General features: G+C 71.8%; 19 protein-coding genes. 11 read left to right on the top strand and 8 right to left on the bottom strand.

Annotated elements, in window-relative coordinates; translation table 11 throughout:
• Nucleotides 1–195: 195 nt before the first annotated feature.
• The 3 genes from ACLQ24_RS09765 to pheA all read left to right on the top strand — a co-directional run bounded on the left by ACLQ24_RS09765 (nucleotide 196) and on the right by pheA (nucleotide 2,204).
• On the top strand, nucleotides 196–585 hold the full coding sequence (locus ACLQ24_RS09765; protein WP_425890554.1) for an ACT domain-containing protein: 390 nt from the start codon (nucleotides 196–198) through the stop codon (nucleotides 583–585).
• Nucleotides 586–667: 82 nt separating this feature from the next.
• Nucleotides 668–1,240, top strand: a complete 573-nt coding sequence (locus ACLQ24_RS09760) for a hypothetical protein (RefSeq protein ID WP_425890553.1) — start codon at nucleotides 668–670, stop codon at nucleotides 1,238–1,240.
• 10 nt (nucleotides 1,241–1,250) lie between these two features.
• Complete coding sequence (pheA, locus tag ACLQ24_RS09755) at nucleotides 1,251–2,204, top strand: prephenate dehydratase (protein WP_425890552.1); 954 nt, start codon at nucleotides 1,251–1,253, stop codon at nucleotides 2,202–2,204.
• 60 nt (nucleotides 2,205–2,264) lie between these two features.
• Here pheA and ACLQ24_RS09750 read toward each other — a convergent pair whose 3' ends face one another.
• The 3 genes from ACLQ24_RS09750 to ACLQ24_RS09740 form a co-directional block, all read right to left on the bottom strand.
• Nucleotides 2,265–2,987, bottom strand: a complete 723-nt coding sequence (locus ACLQ24_RS09750) for an AIM24 family protein (protein ID WP_425890551.1) — start codon at nucleotides 2,985–2,987, stop codon at nucleotides 2,265–2,267.
• Nucleotides 2,988–3,088: 101 nt separating this feature from the next.
• Nucleotides 3,089–3,436 (bottom strand): metallopeptidase family protein, encoded by a 348-nt coding sequence (locus tag ACLQ24_RS09745; protein ID WP_425890561.1) that lies wholly within the window; start codon nucleotides 3,434–3,436, stop codon nucleotides 3,089–3,091.
• A 91-nt stretch (nucleotides 3,437–3,527) separates the two neighbouring features.
• Complete coding sequence (locus tag ACLQ24_RS09740) at nucleotides 3,528–3,959, bottom strand: OsmC family protein (RefSeq protein WP_425890550.1); 432 nt, start codon at nucleotides 3,957–3,959, stop codon at nucleotides 3,528–3,530.
• A 187-nt stretch (nucleotides 3,960–4,146) separates the two neighbouring features.
• Here ACLQ24_RS09740 and ACLQ24_RS09735 point away from each other — a divergent pair, with 187 nt between their 5' ends.
• The 3 genes from ACLQ24_RS09735 (at nucleotide 4,147) to ACLQ24_RS09725 (ending at nucleotide 6,693) form a co-directional block, all read left to right on the top strand.
• Entirely contained in the window at nucleotides 4,147–4,884 is a 738-nt protein-coding gene (locus ACLQ24_RS09735) for a hypothetical protein (protein WP_425890548.1), read from the top strand.
• Between the two features lie 175 nt (nucleotides 4,885–5,059).
• Complete coding sequence (locus tag ACLQ24_RS09730; protein ID WP_425890547.1) at nucleotides 5,060–5,881, top strand: HAD family hydrolase; 822 nt, start codon at nucleotides 5,060–5,062, stop codon at nucleotides 5,879–5,881.
• Nucleotides 5,881–6,693, top strand: coding sequence for an HAD family hydrolase (locus tag ACLQ24_RS09725; protein ID WP_425890545.1), 813 nt, complete (start codon nucleotides 5,881–5,883; stop codon nucleotides 6,691–6,693). The genes ACLQ24_RS09730 and ACLQ24_RS09725 overlap by 1 nt, the downstream gene beginning before the upstream one ends.
• A gap of 4 nt (nucleotides 6,694–6,697) precedes the next feature.
• Here ACLQ24_RS09725 and ACLQ24_RS09720 read toward each other — a convergent pair whose 3' ends face one another.
• Entirely contained in the window at nucleotides 6,698–7,300 is a 603-nt protein-coding gene (locus tag ACLQ24_RS09720) for a bacterial proteasome activator family protein (RefSeq protein WP_425890544.1), read from the bottom strand.
• Between the two features lie 85 nt (nucleotides 7,301–7,385).
• Between ACLQ24_RS09720 and ACLQ24_RS09715 the strand changes: the two genes are divergently transcribed.
• Together ACLQ24_RS09715 and ACLQ24_RS09710 are read left to right on the top strand one after the other, a co-directional pair.
• On the top strand, nucleotides 7,386–8,183 hold the full coding sequence (locus ACLQ24_RS09715; protein WP_425890542.1) for an alpha/beta hydrolase family protein: 798 nt from the start codon (nucleotides 7,386–7,388) through the stop codon (nucleotides 8,181–8,183).
• A 79-nt stretch (nucleotides 8,184–8,262) separates the two neighbouring features.
• A complete protein-coding gene (locus ACLQ24_RS09710) occupies nucleotides 8,263–9,450 on the top strand; it encodes an ABC transporter substrate-binding protein (protein ID WP_425890541.1) in 1,188 nt (395 codons plus the stop codon).
• A gap of 72 nt (nucleotides 9,451–9,522) precedes the next feature.
• Here the strand turns inward: ACLQ24_RS09710 and ddaH are convergent, their stop codons facing one another.
• Entirely contained in the window at nucleotides 9,523–10,356 is an 834-nt protein-coding gene (gene ddaH / locus ACLQ24_RS09705; RefSeq protein ID WP_425890540.1) for a dimethylargininase, read from the bottom strand.
• A gap of 59 nt (nucleotides 10,357–10,415) precedes the next feature.
• Here ddaH and ACLQ24_RS09700 point away from each other — a divergent pair, with 59 nt between their 5' ends.
• Complete coding sequence (locus ACLQ24_RS09700) at nucleotides 10,416–10,877, top strand: Lrp/AsnC family transcriptional regulator (protein ID WP_354814963.1); 462 nt, start codon at nucleotides 10,416–10,418, stop codon at nucleotides 10,875–10,877.
• Between the two features lie 124 nt (nucleotides 10,878–11,001).
• Nucleotides 11,002–11,127 (top strand): hypothetical protein, encoded by a 126-nt coding sequence (locus ACLQ24_RS09695; protein ID WP_425890538.1) that lies wholly within the window; start codon nucleotides 11,002–11,004, stop codon nucleotides 11,125–11,127.
• Here the strand turns inward: ACLQ24_RS09695 and ACLQ24_RS09690 are convergent.
• The 3 genes from ACLQ24_RS09690 to mobA all read right to left on the bottom strand — a co-directional run bounded on the left by ACLQ24_RS09690 (nucleotide 11,124) and on the right by mobA (nucleotide 13,241).
• The gene (locus ACLQ24_RS09690) at nucleotides 11,124–12,218 is read right to left on the bottom strand and encodes a T3SS (YopN, CesT) and YbjN peptide-binding chaperone 1 (protein ID WP_425890537.1); all 1,095 of its coding nucleotides are present in this window, start codon (nucleotides 12,216–12,218) and stop codon (nucleotides 11,124–11,126) included. The two genes, ACLQ24_RS09695 and ACLQ24_RS09690, sit on opposite strands and share 4 nt — an antisense overlap.
• Before the next feature lie 118 nt (nucleotides 12,219–12,336).
• Nucleotides 12,337–12,600 (bottom strand): DUF6457 domain-containing protein, encoded by a 264-nt coding sequence (locus ACLQ24_RS09685; RefSeq protein WP_425890536.1) that lies wholly within the window; start codon nucleotides 12,598–12,600, stop codon nucleotides 12,337–12,339.
• Nucleotides 12,597–13,241, bottom strand: coding sequence for a molybdenum cofactor guanylyltransferase (gene mobA, locus ACLQ24_RS09680; protein WP_425890534.1), 645 nt, complete (start codon nucleotides 13,239–13,241; stop codon nucleotides 12,597–12,599). The genes ACLQ24_RS09685 and mobA overlap by 4 nt, the downstream gene beginning before the upstream one ends.
• A gap of 204 nt (nucleotides 13,242–13,445) precedes the next feature.
• On the opposite strand from mobA, the gene fdhD reads away from it, so the two are divergent.
• Nucleotides 13,446–14,309, top strand: coding sequence for a formate dehydrogenase accessory sulfurtransferase FdhD (gene fdhD / locus ACLQ24_RS09675; RefSeq protein WP_425890533.1), 864 nt, complete (start codon nucleotides 13,446–13,448; stop codon nucleotides 14,307–14,309).
• Nucleotides 14,310–14,492 lie beyond the last annotated feature (183 nt).

The raw sequence follows: 14,492 nt of genomic DNA, 5'->3' as shown, positions 1-14,492 counted from the left end.
ACGGACCGCAACCACCAACCAGCACCGAATCTTCGCGCACCATGGTGCGCCTCGATGACGGCGCCGTGTTGCTGACCTGCGGCGGGATATGTCGTTCACCGCACGCTACTTCGAGGTCTGACCTGCGGCGGGATATGTCGTTACCGCACGCGGCGATGCCCGGATGGGCTCGGATCCACGCCGTAAGGTGCCCTCATGCTCGATATCGCTCTGCTGCCCGGGAAGTACGCCGTGTGCCGGCTGGGTGCCGACACCACCCTGCCGGACGTGTTGTCGAGCGGACTGGGCCGCACTGACGTGGTCACGGTGAGCTGGACCGCCGACGGGATCTCGGTGATCTGCCCGGCCGACCGGGTGCCCGCCGACGCCGTGGTGGAGACCACCTGGCGCTGCCTGCGCGTAGCCGGCCCGACGGGCGTGGACGGCACGGGAACGCTCGCGGCGCTCGTCGACCCGCTCGCCGCGGCCCGGGTCAGCGTGGTCACCTTCTCCACCTTCGACACCGACTACGTGCTCGTGCCGGCCGTCCGGCTGACCGAGGGCACCGCCGCGTTGGAACGCGCCGGACACCGCATCCTCGGCTGACCTTCACCCGGCCGACCGCTCGCCCTACGATGGGCTCGGCCACCCCGGCCGCGACGTATCCCGATGCCCCGAGGATCGGCCCGTGCCGTTCACGCCACCCCGTCACCCGTCTGCCCCCACCGCCACCGCATCCGCGGCGGCCGCGCTGCTGGTGCTCCTCGCGATCGGAGCGCTGACCGGCTGCGGGGCGCCTCCCGAGCTACGCGACCCGGCCGGTGTGCCCACCGGGGCCGGCAGCCCGACGGCGTCCGGCCCGAGCGGCGTCCCGACGAGCACACCCTCGTCTGCGCCGACCGCGCCGCCACCCACCACCGGCTCGGCCACCCCCGACCCCGGCCTGGTGGCCACGCCCTGCCGGAACGGGCCGACCGGGCAGCGAGTGGTGCAGCTGCTGCGCGGCCCTGCTTCGGTGCTCCCGGACAACGTCCGGGTCCGGGTCCGCACCGGTCCGCTGTGTGCCGGGGACTGGCAGTACACCGTGGTGGAGGTGACCGGGCACGAGGAGCTTCAGGTCGTCACCCAGGGTCGGCCCACGGCCCTGGAGCTGGTCACCGCCGGCACGGACGTGTGCACCATCGAGGTCCGGGCCACCGGGCCGGCCGGCATCCGTACGCTCGCCTGCGATGCTCCGTCGGCGGTCGGGCCGGCTGCGTAGTCTGGGCGGCATGCCCGGAACACCACCTACGCGCTTTGTCTACCTCGGCCCCGAGGGGACCTTCGCCGAGCAGGCCCTGCGCACCATCCCCGCCGCCGAACACGGCACCCGTACGCCGGCCCGCAGTGTCGGGGAGGCGCTGGACGGCATCCGGGCCGGGGATGCCGACGCGGCGCTCGTACCGCTGGAGAACTCGATCGGCGGGGCGGTCGGCGTCACCCTCGACGAGATGGTCGAGGGCGAGCCGCTGGTGATCACCCGGGAGGTGATCCTGCCGGTGGAGTTCGTGCTCGCCGCGCGTACGGGCACCGCGCTGTCGGCGGTCCGCTCGATCGCGGCGCACCCGCAGGCGTCCACCCAGTGCCGGGGCTGGCTACGCGACCATTTGCCCGACGCGGTGGTCGTCGACGTCCTCTCCAACGGCGCGGCGGCGGCCGGCGCAGGGTCCGGCGAGTACGACGCGGCGATCTGCGCGCCGATCGGGGCGGTCCGGCACCGGCTCGCGTTGCTCGCCGACAAGATCGCCGACCATCCGGACGCGGTGACCCGTTTCGTGCTGGTCTCCCGTCCCGGACCACCCCCGCCGCCGACCGGCGACGACCTCACCTCGCTGGCCGTCTACATCGCCCACGACCGGGTGGGCGCGCTGCTGTCGGTGCTGATGGAGCTGGCCGTACGGGGGGTGAACCTGACCCGGATCGAGTCCCGCCCGACCGGGGAGGCGCTGGGCCGGTACGTCTTCTTCCTCGACTGCACCGGGCACGTGGCCGACGTACGCCTCGGTGAGGCATTGCAGGGGCTGCGCCGGGTGTGCGCGGATGTCCGTTTCCTGGGGTCCTATCCCCGACACCGTTGGGCCGAGGCGGGCGAGCGGCGTGTGGCCGCGCCGGCCGGCCTCGCGGACGTCGACTACGCCGACTCGACGGCCTGGTTGGCCCGGCTGCGTGCCGGCGAGATGAGTTGAGCGGGCGGGGGCCAGGCCCTAGGGGCGCGCTCGAGAAGCACGCCCCTTCCGGGTCGGCGCTCAGCTCAACAGACCGCCGAGCAGACCGCCCTCCTGCTGCTGCTGACCGCTGCCCAGGACGGGCGGCTCCTCGGACGGCTGCACCACCACGAAGCCCTGACCCGCGAAGCTCATCGTGAACGACTCGCCGGTGCGCCGGCCCAGCAGCGTGCCGAGGCCAAGCTGCTCGGCCCGGTGGTAGCCGGTCTGAAGGTTGGCCGACCAGCAGACGGCGGCCTGCGGGTCGACGTACGTGGGGGCGTCCACGTTGAGCACCACCGGGGTGCCCTTGGTCGTGATCGCGATCCGGCCGTACCCGCTGAACACACAGTTGAACAGCCCCGACGAGGAGGCCATGCCGGCGCCGCCGACCATCCTGATGTCGTACTGGAGGGTCGAGTCGAACGCGAGCACGCTGGAACCGTTGATGGAGAGCGCGTCGCCCGGCTCCAGGTCGATGATGTGCACGTCCTTGGCCAGCTCGGCGAGGAAGACGTCACCTTGGCCGATGACCTTCATCAGCGGGACGCCCTCGCCGGTCAGCTTCTGCTTGAGGAACTTGCCGAGGCCACCCGAGCCCAGGGCCTGGAACTGGACGTTGCCCTGGTAGGCGACCATCGAGCCGACCCGGGCCATCGCCTCGCCGTTGAGCTCGATCTTCAACATCTTGGAATTCTGCAGGCGCATGCCCGCCTGCGCCGACTCCTTCTCCAGATTCTCCGACGAGAACAGCTCGCTGCGCATGAAAGGTGCCTCCTGAAATGGTCGCGGTCGCTGCACCGACCGTAGGTGACCACGGCAACCAGAGGCGATCGGTTCAGCGGCGCGCTCGCGGGGCTCGCGGGTCAGCCCCAGCCCAGGGCGTGCAGCCGCTCGTCGTCGATGCCGAAGTGGTGGGCGATCTCGTGCACCACGGTCACCGCCACCTCGTCGACGACGTCCTCGTCGCTGTCGCAGATCCGCAGGATCGGGTGGCGGTAGATGAAGATCCGGTCCGGCAGTACGCCGGAGTAGTCCCAGCCCCGGTTGGTGAGCGCGTGCCCCTCGTAGAGACCGAGCAGGTCGGACTCACCCGGCGGAGGGTCGTCCTCGACCAGGATCACCACGTTGTTCATCAGGCCGAGAAGTTCCTCGGGCACCTCGTCGAGGGCGTCAGCGACCAGCTCGTCGAAGCGCTCGCGGGTCATCTCCACCGGCACGCCGTTCATTCTGCCCGACGCGGGACCGATCGGCCGGGTCGCGCTCGGCGACCCGGGCCGGGGTCCACGTGTGCGGGTCGCCGGGTCAGGAGGCCAGGCGAGCGGTGAGGGTGATCTCGGCGCCCGGCGAGAGCAGGCGGGAGATCGGGCAGTTGGCCTTGGCGGCCTCGGCGAGCTTCTGGAACTCGGCCTCGTCGACGCCGGGCACCTGGCCGACGGTCTCGAGGTCGATCCGGGTCACGCTGAACCCGGCATCGGTCTTGTCCAGGTGGACCTTGGCGGTGGTCTCGACCGAGGTGGGCGTCGTGCCGGCGTCGGCGAGGGCCTTCGAGAACGCCATCGAGAAGCAGCCCGCGTGCGCGGCGGCGATCAGCTCCTCGGGGTTGGTGCCCTCGCCCTCCTCGAAGCGCGACTTGAAGGAGTAGTTGCCGGACAGGCCGCCCTTACCGGTGCGGACGGTGCCGGAACCCTCGGTGAGACTGCCCTGCCATTGTGCGGAAGCGGTACGGATAGGCATGTTGAGAACGCTAGCGGAAAGGTGACCACCGGGCGACCGACCGGCACCGACGACCGCCCTGCGATTCCCATCACCATGACCGGCGACGCTGGCGACCGTGGGCGGACGCACGGTGTCGACGGCAGCGGCACGACCAAGGGCTGTGCCATGATTCGACGCAGGACCGTGACCGGCGGAGGGATGGCCGATGCCCGAGGATCTGCCCCTTCCGCGCCGGGGTGAGCCGTCCGACGCGCCGGCCGTGATCGAGTGGGGCACCGACGAGCCCGCGCGGGCACGCGGGTTCGCCAACCCGCTGGTCGGCCTGACCCGGGATCCTCGCCTGCCGCTGCTGCTGGCCGGCCTCGGCGCGGTCGCCGGGATCGCGTCGATGATCGGCGAGTGGGTGCTGACGACCCTGCCCAACGGCGGTCCCGACGGGACCAGCACGATCGAGGTTCCCGCCAGCGTGTCCGAGGTCGGCGGCTTCGGGGTCGCCTATCTGGCCGGACTACTCGGCCTGTCCTGCGCCGTGGCCCTGGCGCTGGGGGGCACGGCGGCGGTCCGTGCGAACGCGCGGCTGGTCGGGCTCACGCTGGCGGGCGCGCTGCTGGCGTTGCTGGTCGCCGCCACCGCGACACTCGACGATCTCGGGGAGCGGAGCCTGCTCTACTCGTCCCAGGACGGCTTCCGGATCGAGTACGGCCGCGGTCTCGTACTGGCGTTCGTCACGTGCATCCTCTTCGCCGCCGCCCTGCGGTTGACGTGGGCCGTACCGACCGGCACGTCCACGGGGCCGCCCGACGACGACGCCCGTGCCGACGTACCGGTGATGCGATCCTGGCGCCGCCGGGACCCGAGTCCGTTCGACGACGGCCCACCCGCTCCCGCCGACCTGACGGTCGAACCGGCCACCCCCTTCGCCCGCCCCGACAACCCCTCCTGACAACCGCGCCCGCTGGCCGAGCGGCGGGACACCTTGTGGGTGCCGTGCGTTGGTGCCCGATTCGCCGGGAAGCCATGGCTGCGACCCGTTCCGCGAGGTACGGTTGCTGCCCGCCGTCACGCCGGGTCTCGACCAGGACCGGTTGGCTGCGACGGCGGTGGGCGAAGGAGGAACGATGACCCGCCCGGGACTGCCCAAGCTGATCGCGACCGACCTCGACGGAACGCTCGTCCGCAGCGATGACACCGTCTCCGCGTACACCCATGGTGTGCTCGACCGGGTGCGGGCCGCCGGAATTCCGGTGGTCGGCGCGACCGGACGCGGCCCTCGACTGACCGAGCTGACGCGTAACGACATCCGTGCCGCCGACTTCCTGGTGATGGCCGGCGGCGGACGTGTGGTCGACCAGAGCGACCCGGCGGGCCCGGTGGTGCTCCGCGACGAGCGCCTGCCCGCCGAGGTGCTGGCCCGGCTGCTCGCCGACCTGGAGGCCGAGGTCGGCCCGCTGACCGTGATGGTCGAGGCGTCCGACGAGCACGACGCCCCGCTCTGGGGTGACTACCACGAGAGCTGGCCCTACCAGGACCGGTTCGAGGCGCGCAGCCGCGCCGAGTGCCTCTCCTGTGACGTGATCAAGGCGTTCGCCCGGACCGCCGACCATCATGTCGACGAGCTGCTGGCGGTGGCCCGTCGGATCGTCTCGCCGCAGGTCGCCACGCTCACCCAGGCCGGGCTCGGCTTCATCGAGATCATGGCGCCCGGGACGGACAAGGCGACCGGGCTGACGGTGGTGGCGCAGAGCCTGGGTGTCGACCCGGCTGACGTCCTGGTCTTCGGTGACATGCCCAACGACCTGCCGATGTTCGAGTGGGCTGGCTGGTCGCGGGTGGCGGTGGCGAACGCGCACCCGGACGTCCGCGCCGCCGCCGACGAGGTGACCCTGCGCAATGACGACGACGGGGTGGCGGTGTACCTGGACCGGCTACTGTCCCGGTGATGGGAGACACCCCTCGGCTGGTAGCGACCGACATCGACGGCACGCTCATCCGCGACGACCACACGATCAGCCCCCGCACCGCCGACATGCTCGCGCGGCTCACCGCGCGAGACACGCCGGTCGTCCTGGTCACGGGCCGTCCGGTCCGTTGGCTGCAATTGGTGTACGACCAGCTGGCCGAGCCGCTGCCGGCGGTCTGCGCCAACGGTGCGGTGGTCTACGACCCGGTGCGGGACGAGGTGCTGCGGGCCGATCCGCTCGCGCCGCAGCACCTGGCCGAGGTGGCCGAGCGGCTGCGGGCCGAGGTGCCCGGTATCCGTTTCGCCGTGGAGATCATGGACAGCCGCCAGATGCGACACGAGACGGACTATCCGCTGCGCTGGGACGTCGACCCCGACGGGATCAGGCCGGTCGAGACGCCGGAGGAGCTGCTCTCGCTCCCCGCGGTGAAGCTGCTCGCCCGCGCCGGGGAGCAGGATCCCGACGCGTTCGTCGCGCTGGTCGGGGCGGCGGTGGCGGGGCTGGCCGAGGCGACGCACTCGTCGTCCTCGGGTCTGGTGGAGATCTCCGCGGCCGGAGTGACCAAGGCGGCCGGGCTCGACTGGTACTGCGACCGGCTCGGGATGTCCGCGGCGGACGTGCTGGCCTTCGGCGACATGCCCAACGACGTGCCGATGCTGAGCTGGGCGGGGCGCGGCGTGGCGGTCGCCAACGCGCACCCCGCCGTCCTCGCGGTCGCCGACGAGGTGACCGGTACGAACTCCGAGGACGGCGTGGCCGCGTACCTCGAGAAGGTCTTCGGGGTGGAGTGACCGGTCAGAGGTACTGGCCGGTGTTGTGACCCTCACCGCCGCCCGGCTGGCCGATACCCGGCATGCCGGGGACGAGCCCGCCGGGGCCGCTGGGCAGCGCCTGCCGGCCGCCGCGCATCTGCTCCAACTGGACCCGGGCGGCCATCTGCTGGGCGACCAGGGCGGCCTGGATGCCGTGGAACAGGCCCTCCAGCCAGCCGACGAGCTGGGCGTGCGCGATGCGCAGCTCGCTCTCGCTGGGCGCCTTGTCCTCGGTGAAGGGCAGCGAGATCCGCTCCAGCTCGTCGCGCAGTTCGGGCGCGAGGCCCTCCTTCAGCTCGACGATGGAGCGCTCGTGGATCTCCCGCATCCGGTGGCGGCTGGCGTCGTCCAGCGGGGCGGCCTTGACCTCCTCCAAGAGCTGCTTGATCATGCTGCCGATCCGCATCACCTTGGCCGGCTGCTCGACCAGGCGGGTCGGGTCCTCGCCCTGCCCCTCCTCGGTCTGCACGGTGCCGATCGGCCGCCCGTCCGGACCGACCACCACCACGCTGCCGGAGTGGCCGGAGTCGTCGGGGCCGGGCTGGTCGTTCTGCTCAGCGGAGCGCGCTTCGGTCATGGGGTCCATCTTTACCCAGGAGGCGTGACCCATGCCGCCCGTGACCGACTCCCAGGGCCGAACCACCCCGGGCGGGGCGCGCTACCGTCGCGCCATGCCTGCCGACCCACGCGCCGTACTGACCCGGCCCGCGCCGGCGCCGGACCTGACGGTGGCCTACGGCGACCACCCCGACCAGATCGCCGACCTACGTCGCCCGGCCAATGGCGGGCCGGCCCGACCGCTGGTCGTCGTGGTGCACGGCGGTTTCTGGCGGGCCGAGTACGACCGGCGGCACACCGGGCCGCTGGCCGCCGCGCTGGCGGCCCAGGGGTACCCGGTGGTGCAGTTGGAGTACCGGCGTACCGGGCAGCCGGGCGGTGGCTGGCCGGGCACGTTGACCGACGTCCTGGCCGGGGTCGCGGCGCTGCCGGAGCTGGTCGCGGAGGCGCTGCCCGGCCGGGTGGGCGCGTCCGCGCCGATCCTGATCGGTCATTCCGCCGGTGGTCACCTGGCGCTGTTCGCGGCGGCCACCGCGCCGTCGACGGTGCGGGGGGTGCTGGCCCTGGCTCCGGTGGCCGACCTCGCCGAGGCGTACCGGCTGGACCTGGACTCCGGGGCGGTCGCCGCGCTGCTCGGCGGTGGCCCGACGGAGGTACCGGACCGGTACGCGGTGGCTGATCCACGATCATTGGTACCTATGCGGACACGCACAGTAGTTTTACATGGCTCTCTGGATCAGCAGGTGCCGGCCTTGATGAGCCGCAACTTCGTCACGGCGACTCGTGCCGCAGGATCCGATATTTCCCTTGTCGAGCTGGCCGGATGCGAGCATTTCGGGCTGATCGACCCGGAGTCCTCGGCCTGGCCCCGGGTGCTCGATGCGTTGCGGTCCCTGCACGATGGTCACTAGCCATTGACGCAGCGTCGCCGAGCAGGTAGAACGCCGGAGGGGCGCTGTTCGCCCTGCCACGCTCCTGGGAAGGAACTCGGTGTCGCAGATGAATCGCAGGCGGGCGCTCCAACTGTTGGCCGCGCTCGGTACGACCGCATTCGCCGCCGCGTGCGGCTCCGACACCGACGCCCAGCCGACGCCCACCAAGGGTCCGATCAAGATCGGTCTGATCGCACCGAAGGCCGGCGGGTTCAAGTCCATCGGTGACGACATCACCAATGGCTTCCAGCTCTTCCTCGACCTGCACAACCAGCAACTGGGCGGGCACCCGGTCGAGCTGCTGACGGCCGACGAGGGTGAGACCCCCAAGACCGGTAAGGCCGCCGTCGACCAGCTCCTCAAGCAGAACGTGCTGGCGCTCACCGGCGTGGTCAACTCGTCGGTGATGGTGGGCATCCGCGACACCGTCGAGGAGGCCCGAATCCCGCTCATCGGGTCCAACGCCTCGCCGAGCAGCCTGCAGAGCGTCGTCTACATCTGGCGTACCTCGTACGTGCTGGACGAGGCCGGACGCGCGCTGGGCCGCTACCTGCGCGACCAGCTACCGGCGAACGGCCGCATCGCGATCATCGTGCCGGAGAACGTGGGCAGCCCGGACGTCGTGCGCGGCTTCAGGCAGGAGTTCGGTGCCACCGACCCACGCATCGCGGACCCGGTGACCAACACCAACCCCACCCCGAACCCGGGCAAGACCACCTACGCGGCGGACATCGAGAAGGCGCTGCGCAAGAAGCCGACCGCGGTCTTCTGCTTCTTCGCGGGCGCGGCCGCCGTGGAGTTCATCAGGCAACTGCGCGACCAGTTCTCCGGGCCCGTCTACGCCCCCGGCTTCCTCACCGAGGGCACCGTGCTGGAGAGCCTGGACCGGGACGCGCTGGGCATCCAGACCGCCCTGAACTACTCGGCCGACCTCAACAGCACGTCGAACCGGGTCTTCGCCTCGGCGTACCGCAAGAAGCACCAGACCACGCCGACCACCTACGCGATGGCGTCGTACGACGCGGCGCAGGTGCTCGACCAGGCGATCCAGCTGACCGGCGGGGCGCCCACCCCGCAGCAGGTCAACCTTGCGCTGGGCCGGATCGGTCAGATCGACAGCCCGCGCGGCATCTGGCAGTTCAACCAGCCGCGTACCCCCCAGCAGAAGTGGTACCTGCGGGAGGTCCAGCGCGACGGTCAGGTCATGTCGAACGTGCTGATCAACGAGCTGGCCACGCTGGGCTGAGCGCCCACCAGACGAAGCAGGGGCCGGCCTCCCGTCGGAGGCCGGCCCCTGCCGTACGCGGCAGTGTTCGGGTCAGTGCCGCAGTTCGGCGATGCAGCACTTCACGCTGCCGCCGCCCTTCTTCAGCTCGGCCAGTTCGACCGGGACGGGGGTGTAGCCGGCGGCCTTGAGTTTGCCCGCCAGTCGGGTGGCCTCGCTGTTGAGCACCACGTTCGCGCCGTCGCTGACCAGATTGAGCCCGAAGGTCATCGCGTCCTCGTCGTCGGCGATCACCGCGTCCGGGAAGAGCTGCGTGAGGACCCGCTGGCTGGCTGCGGAGAACGCGCCGGGGAAGTAGACGATGTTCGCGTCGTCGAGGGCGGCGAGCGCCACGTCCAGGTGGTAGAAGCGGGGGTCGATCAGCCGCAGCGACACCACCGGCCGCCCCAGGGCCTCCTGCGCCTGGGCGTGGGCCGGGATCTCGGTACGGAAGCCGTGCCCGGCCAGGATGAGCCCGCCGTGCGCCTCCGGCACGTACGCGAAGTCACCCTCGCCCTCGTTGGTCTCGCTCGGCGCGACGAACCGCCAGCCCTGCTGCTCGTAGAACGCGTGGTGCGCGGCGGCCTCGCCGGTCCGCTGCTCGTGTTTGAACCGCGCGCCGTAGACGCTGCCGTCGACCACGAAGGCGCCGTTGGCGGCGAACACCATGTCGGGCAGCCCCGGCTCCGGGGTGAGCAGGTGCACCTCGTGGCCGAGACCGACGAGCGTCTCGCGCAGACGGTCCCACTGCTTGACGGCCAGTTCCCGGTTCACCGGGGTGGTCACGTCCATCCACGGATTGATCGCGTACTCGACCGCGAAATGCTCGGGCGAGCACATGAGATATGTCCGCTTTCGCGGGACTCGCTGGTGGTTCACGGTCACCAAGAGTAGGTATCGTTGAACTTTGGTAACAGCCACAACCATTGCTTCCCAGAGGCGGAACGTTGCAGATAGACGCCGTTGACCAGCGGATCATTGCGTTGCTCGTCGCCGATGCCCGTGCGTCGTACGCGGACATCGGCACCCGGGTGTCACTCTCTGCCCCGGCGGTCAAGCGCCGGGTCGACCGACTGCGCGCCACCGGCGTCATCCGGGGATTCACTGCCGTCGTTGACCCGGCGGCCGTCGGCTGGACCACCGAGGCGTTCGTCGAGCTGTTCTGCGCCGGTCGGACGACCCCGGCGCAGATCGGCGTGGCCGCCCGCCGGCACCCGGAGGTGGTCGGCGCGTACACCGTGTCCGGCGAGGCGGACGCGCTGGTGCACCTACGCGCCGCCGACATCGCCCACCTCGAGGCGGCGCTCGAGCGGCTGCGCGCCGAGTCGTTCGTGACGTCCACCCGCAGCACCATCGTGCTGTCCCGGCTGGTCGAATCCCCCGGCGTAGGGCCGTCCACCGGCGCTTGACCGTCCACCCGCGGCGCGGCCCCGATTCGCGGCATGACCTCAAGCCCGCTTCAGGTGTGGGACTCGTACCCAACAGCCGGACCGGGCCGATCGCCTCCGCGACGCGACAGGCAGGGTCGACGTGGTGTTCGACGGCGTCGGCGGTGCGGTGGCCCGGACGGCGTTCGAGCTGCTGGCCCCGGGCTGCCGGATAGTCAGCTACGGGTTGGCCAGCGGCGCATGGTCCCCCACCCTGCTCGACGTGGTCTAGAGATACATGCCGGTGCGGTGCTGGGAGTCGTCACCGCGGACCGACTTGTCGCCCTCACCGAAGAAGCGCCTGCCTCCGAACTCGCCGTGGAGACGATCGTCCAACTCGTCGGCGAGACCCGTCATCACCTGCACCGCCAGCATGAGATGGGTCGCCTGGAAGTTACGGCCGAAGACCGGAATCGAGGCCCAGACCGTGTCGTCGGCGCAGTACAGGCGACCGATCGGCATCCGGTTGGTCAGCTCCGACAGCTTGACGTAGAGCCGTTCGGTCGGCTCGACCTCGGTGAGGACCGGGGAGAAGACGTCCACCAGGGGCGGGTTGTCCCGCACCCGTACGAAGACCATCGCCGAGCCGGCCCGGATGGTGATGTCGCCGTCCGAGTCGATCTGCAACTGCTCGGCATCGGACTTCAGCATCGTGGACACCACGGTGCGTACGCGCTCCGGCAGGTCGAGCACGTCGTCCCGCTCGGCGGCCGCCTCGGCCAGCGCCTCCTGGAGGTCACCCTCGACATCGGCGTCCGGCCCGAACTCGCTGCGCGCGGTGCCCAACGGCTCGACGGTCAACGGCTCACCCTCGGCGTCGTGCACCAGATAGACGAGGAAGGCCGGGTGCGGTGCGCCGTACACGTCGCGCAGCGTCCGGGACAGCAGCGGAGCTATCCGGTTGGCATCCGCGGCCGTGGCGTCCAGCCCGAACGAGCCGCCGGAGCCGGCCACCACGCCGGGCGGGGACCAGCCGAGCGCCACCATGTCCGCCACGGCGGCGCGGTCCAGCCGATAGCCCTGCGGCAGAGCCGCGTTACCGACCGCCCGGGCGGAGAGCCCGCCGTCGTCGGTCGCGTCGACGCTGATCGAGTAGACGGCGTCCCCCGTACCGGAGGCGGTGGGGTCGAGGGTCAGTTCGAGGTGCGCGCCGGCCGGCAGCTCCCGCAGCCGCAGGGCGAGCATCCGGGAGAACTCCCGCCATGCCTCCGTCACCTTGGCCCGCAGGTCGGTGGTGCTGGGTCCGTCGAGCAGGATCGACTCCGCCGGCTCGGATGTACCGCCGGGCTCGCCATCCGACGCCGAGGGGTGGTCAGCCGTCATGATCGCCTCCGTCCGTTCCGATCACCCTACCCACGCTCTACGGACGTCGAATCAGCCCGGACCGGGATCGGACACCGGCCGTCGTCCCGCACTGGAGACGACCCCGTCCTCCGGCGGGTCAGGAGGTGGGGTCGTCGGGGTCCGCGCCGAGCCGGACCGGCCAGTCGGCCGCGAGGGCGCTGAGCCGGGCCGCCGCGTCCGCCGGATCGGCGCCACGACCGACGGCCAACCCGAGGAGGTACGCGCTGACCGGCGCCCCGGGTCGCACCACCTGGTGGGCAACATCGCGGGCCAGGTCCAGCACCACCGACACAGGCACCTCGGTCGGGTCCAGACCCACCTCGGCGCAGGCCGCCGTGACCCAGTCGTCCAACACCGTCATCGCACCCACTCCTCCGCCCGGCGTACGTCCTCGTCAGTGTCGCAGTCGAACCACGGCGGTGGACCGTCACCGGCCCACGGCACCTCGCGGATCGCCAGACCGGCCAACAGCGCCCGCATCGGAGCCCCGGCCAGGCTCCCGCCTCGCTCGGCGGCCAGCCGGACCAGCCCGGCCCGCAGCGCGCCGACCCGCCACACACCGCAGAGCGACTGTCGTCGGCCGTTCTCGTCGACGAAGCACACCCCGTCGGGGTCGCTGCCGGCCTGCGGGACGCGGGAATCGCCGACCGCTGGGCCGGCACCGGTGGTGAGGTGGGTGAGCAGGTCACCGATCGCGGCTCGGGTGAGCAGCGGCAGGTCAGCGGCGAGCAGCGCGACGAGCGTCATGTCGGGGTCGAGCAGCGCCAGCCCGGCCGCCGTCGCGGCGACCGGCCCACCTCCCGCAGGCTCCTCGCGGGTGACCCGCACGCCGTCCGGGAGGTTGTCGGCGGGGCCGACAAGCACTCGCGGCGTGGCATCGCCGACCGCGGCCAGCACCCGCTCACGCATCGAGCGGCCACCGACCGGCAGCGCAGGCTTGTCCACGCCGCCCATCCGGCGGGCGGCCCCACCCGCGAGCACCACTGCGGCGTACGTCCTCACCCGGCCACCGTAGCCGTGCCGGGTGCCGGGTGGCGGCGGGCGCTGCCGGGGCGCTGTGCGGCCGGCACCGGCGTGCGTTGACCGGGGCCCGGGCGGCGGCATGCGTTGACCGGGGCCCGGGCGGCGGCATGTGTTGGCCGGTGCCTGATGACCGGCGGCCGTGCGGCCGTGCGGCCGTGCCAGGCCGGGGTGCAGGATGGCGGGATGGGACGGGCGACTGACCGACGGCGCGTACTGCGGATCGACCTGGACGCGGCCGACGGGCGCGCAGCCGTCCGGCGGCCCGACAACCTCTCGGTGGAGGAGCCGCTGGAGATCCGGGTCGGCCCGGCCGGCCCGGATCGACGCAAGCCGCTCGCCGTCACCATGCGCACCCCCGGAGACGACCTCGACCTGGCGATCGGTTTCCTGCTGACCGAGGGGCTGATCCGCTCGACCGACGACGTGCTGACCGCCCAGCTCTGCGCCGGCGCGGAGACTCCGAACACATACAACGTGGTGGACGTGGTGCTCGCCCCCGGCGTGCCGGAGCCGACCACCGACCCGTCCCGGAACTTCTACACGACCAGCTCCTGCGGGGTCTGCGGCAAGGCCAGCATCGACGCGATCCGGACGCGGTCGCTGTTCGACGTCACGGCGGACCCGCTCGCCGTGCCGGCCGCGCTCCTCGCCGAACTGCCCGACCGGCTGCGAGCCGCCCAGCGCGCCTTCGACCGCACCGGCGGGCTGCACGCGGCGGGACTGTTCACCCCGGCTGGTGAGCTGGTCGTGCTCCGAGAGGACGTGGGTCGGCACAACGCCGTGGACAAGGTGATCGGCTGGGCGGCGCGGGAACGCCGCCTGCCGTTGACCGGGCACCTGCTGCTCGTGTCCGGCCGGGCGAGCTTCGAGCTGACCCAGAAGGCGTGGATGGCCGGCCTGCCGTTGCTGGCCGCGGTGTCCGCGCCGAGCACCCTCGCCGTCGAGCTGGCCGAGGAGGCCGGGATGACCCTTGTCGGCTTCCTACGCGGCCCGACCATGAACGTGTATGCCGGCCCGCAGAGGATTACTGTCGAGCAGCCGGCCTGACACGAGCGGCCGTCGACTCCAGGTCGCCGATGTCGCGCGATCCAGCCGCCCGGAAACCCCGCGTCGCCGACCTGGAGTCGATCAACGCACCCGGTGTGACGCAGCCGGCGAGACCCTCCGGTCATGCGGCTTCGACCGCGACGACGCCGTGCGAGATCCTGAATTCGAACTCCAGGCCGCTTC

This window comes from Micromonospora sp. DT4 (assembly GCF_049841675.1).
Classification (GTDB): domain Bacteria; phylum Actinomycetota; class Actinomycetes; order Mycobacteriales; family Micromonosporaceae; genus Micromonospora.
The sequence above is the reverse complement of the archived record's forward strand: the minus strand, read 5'-3'. Positions and strand labels throughout refer to the sequence as shown.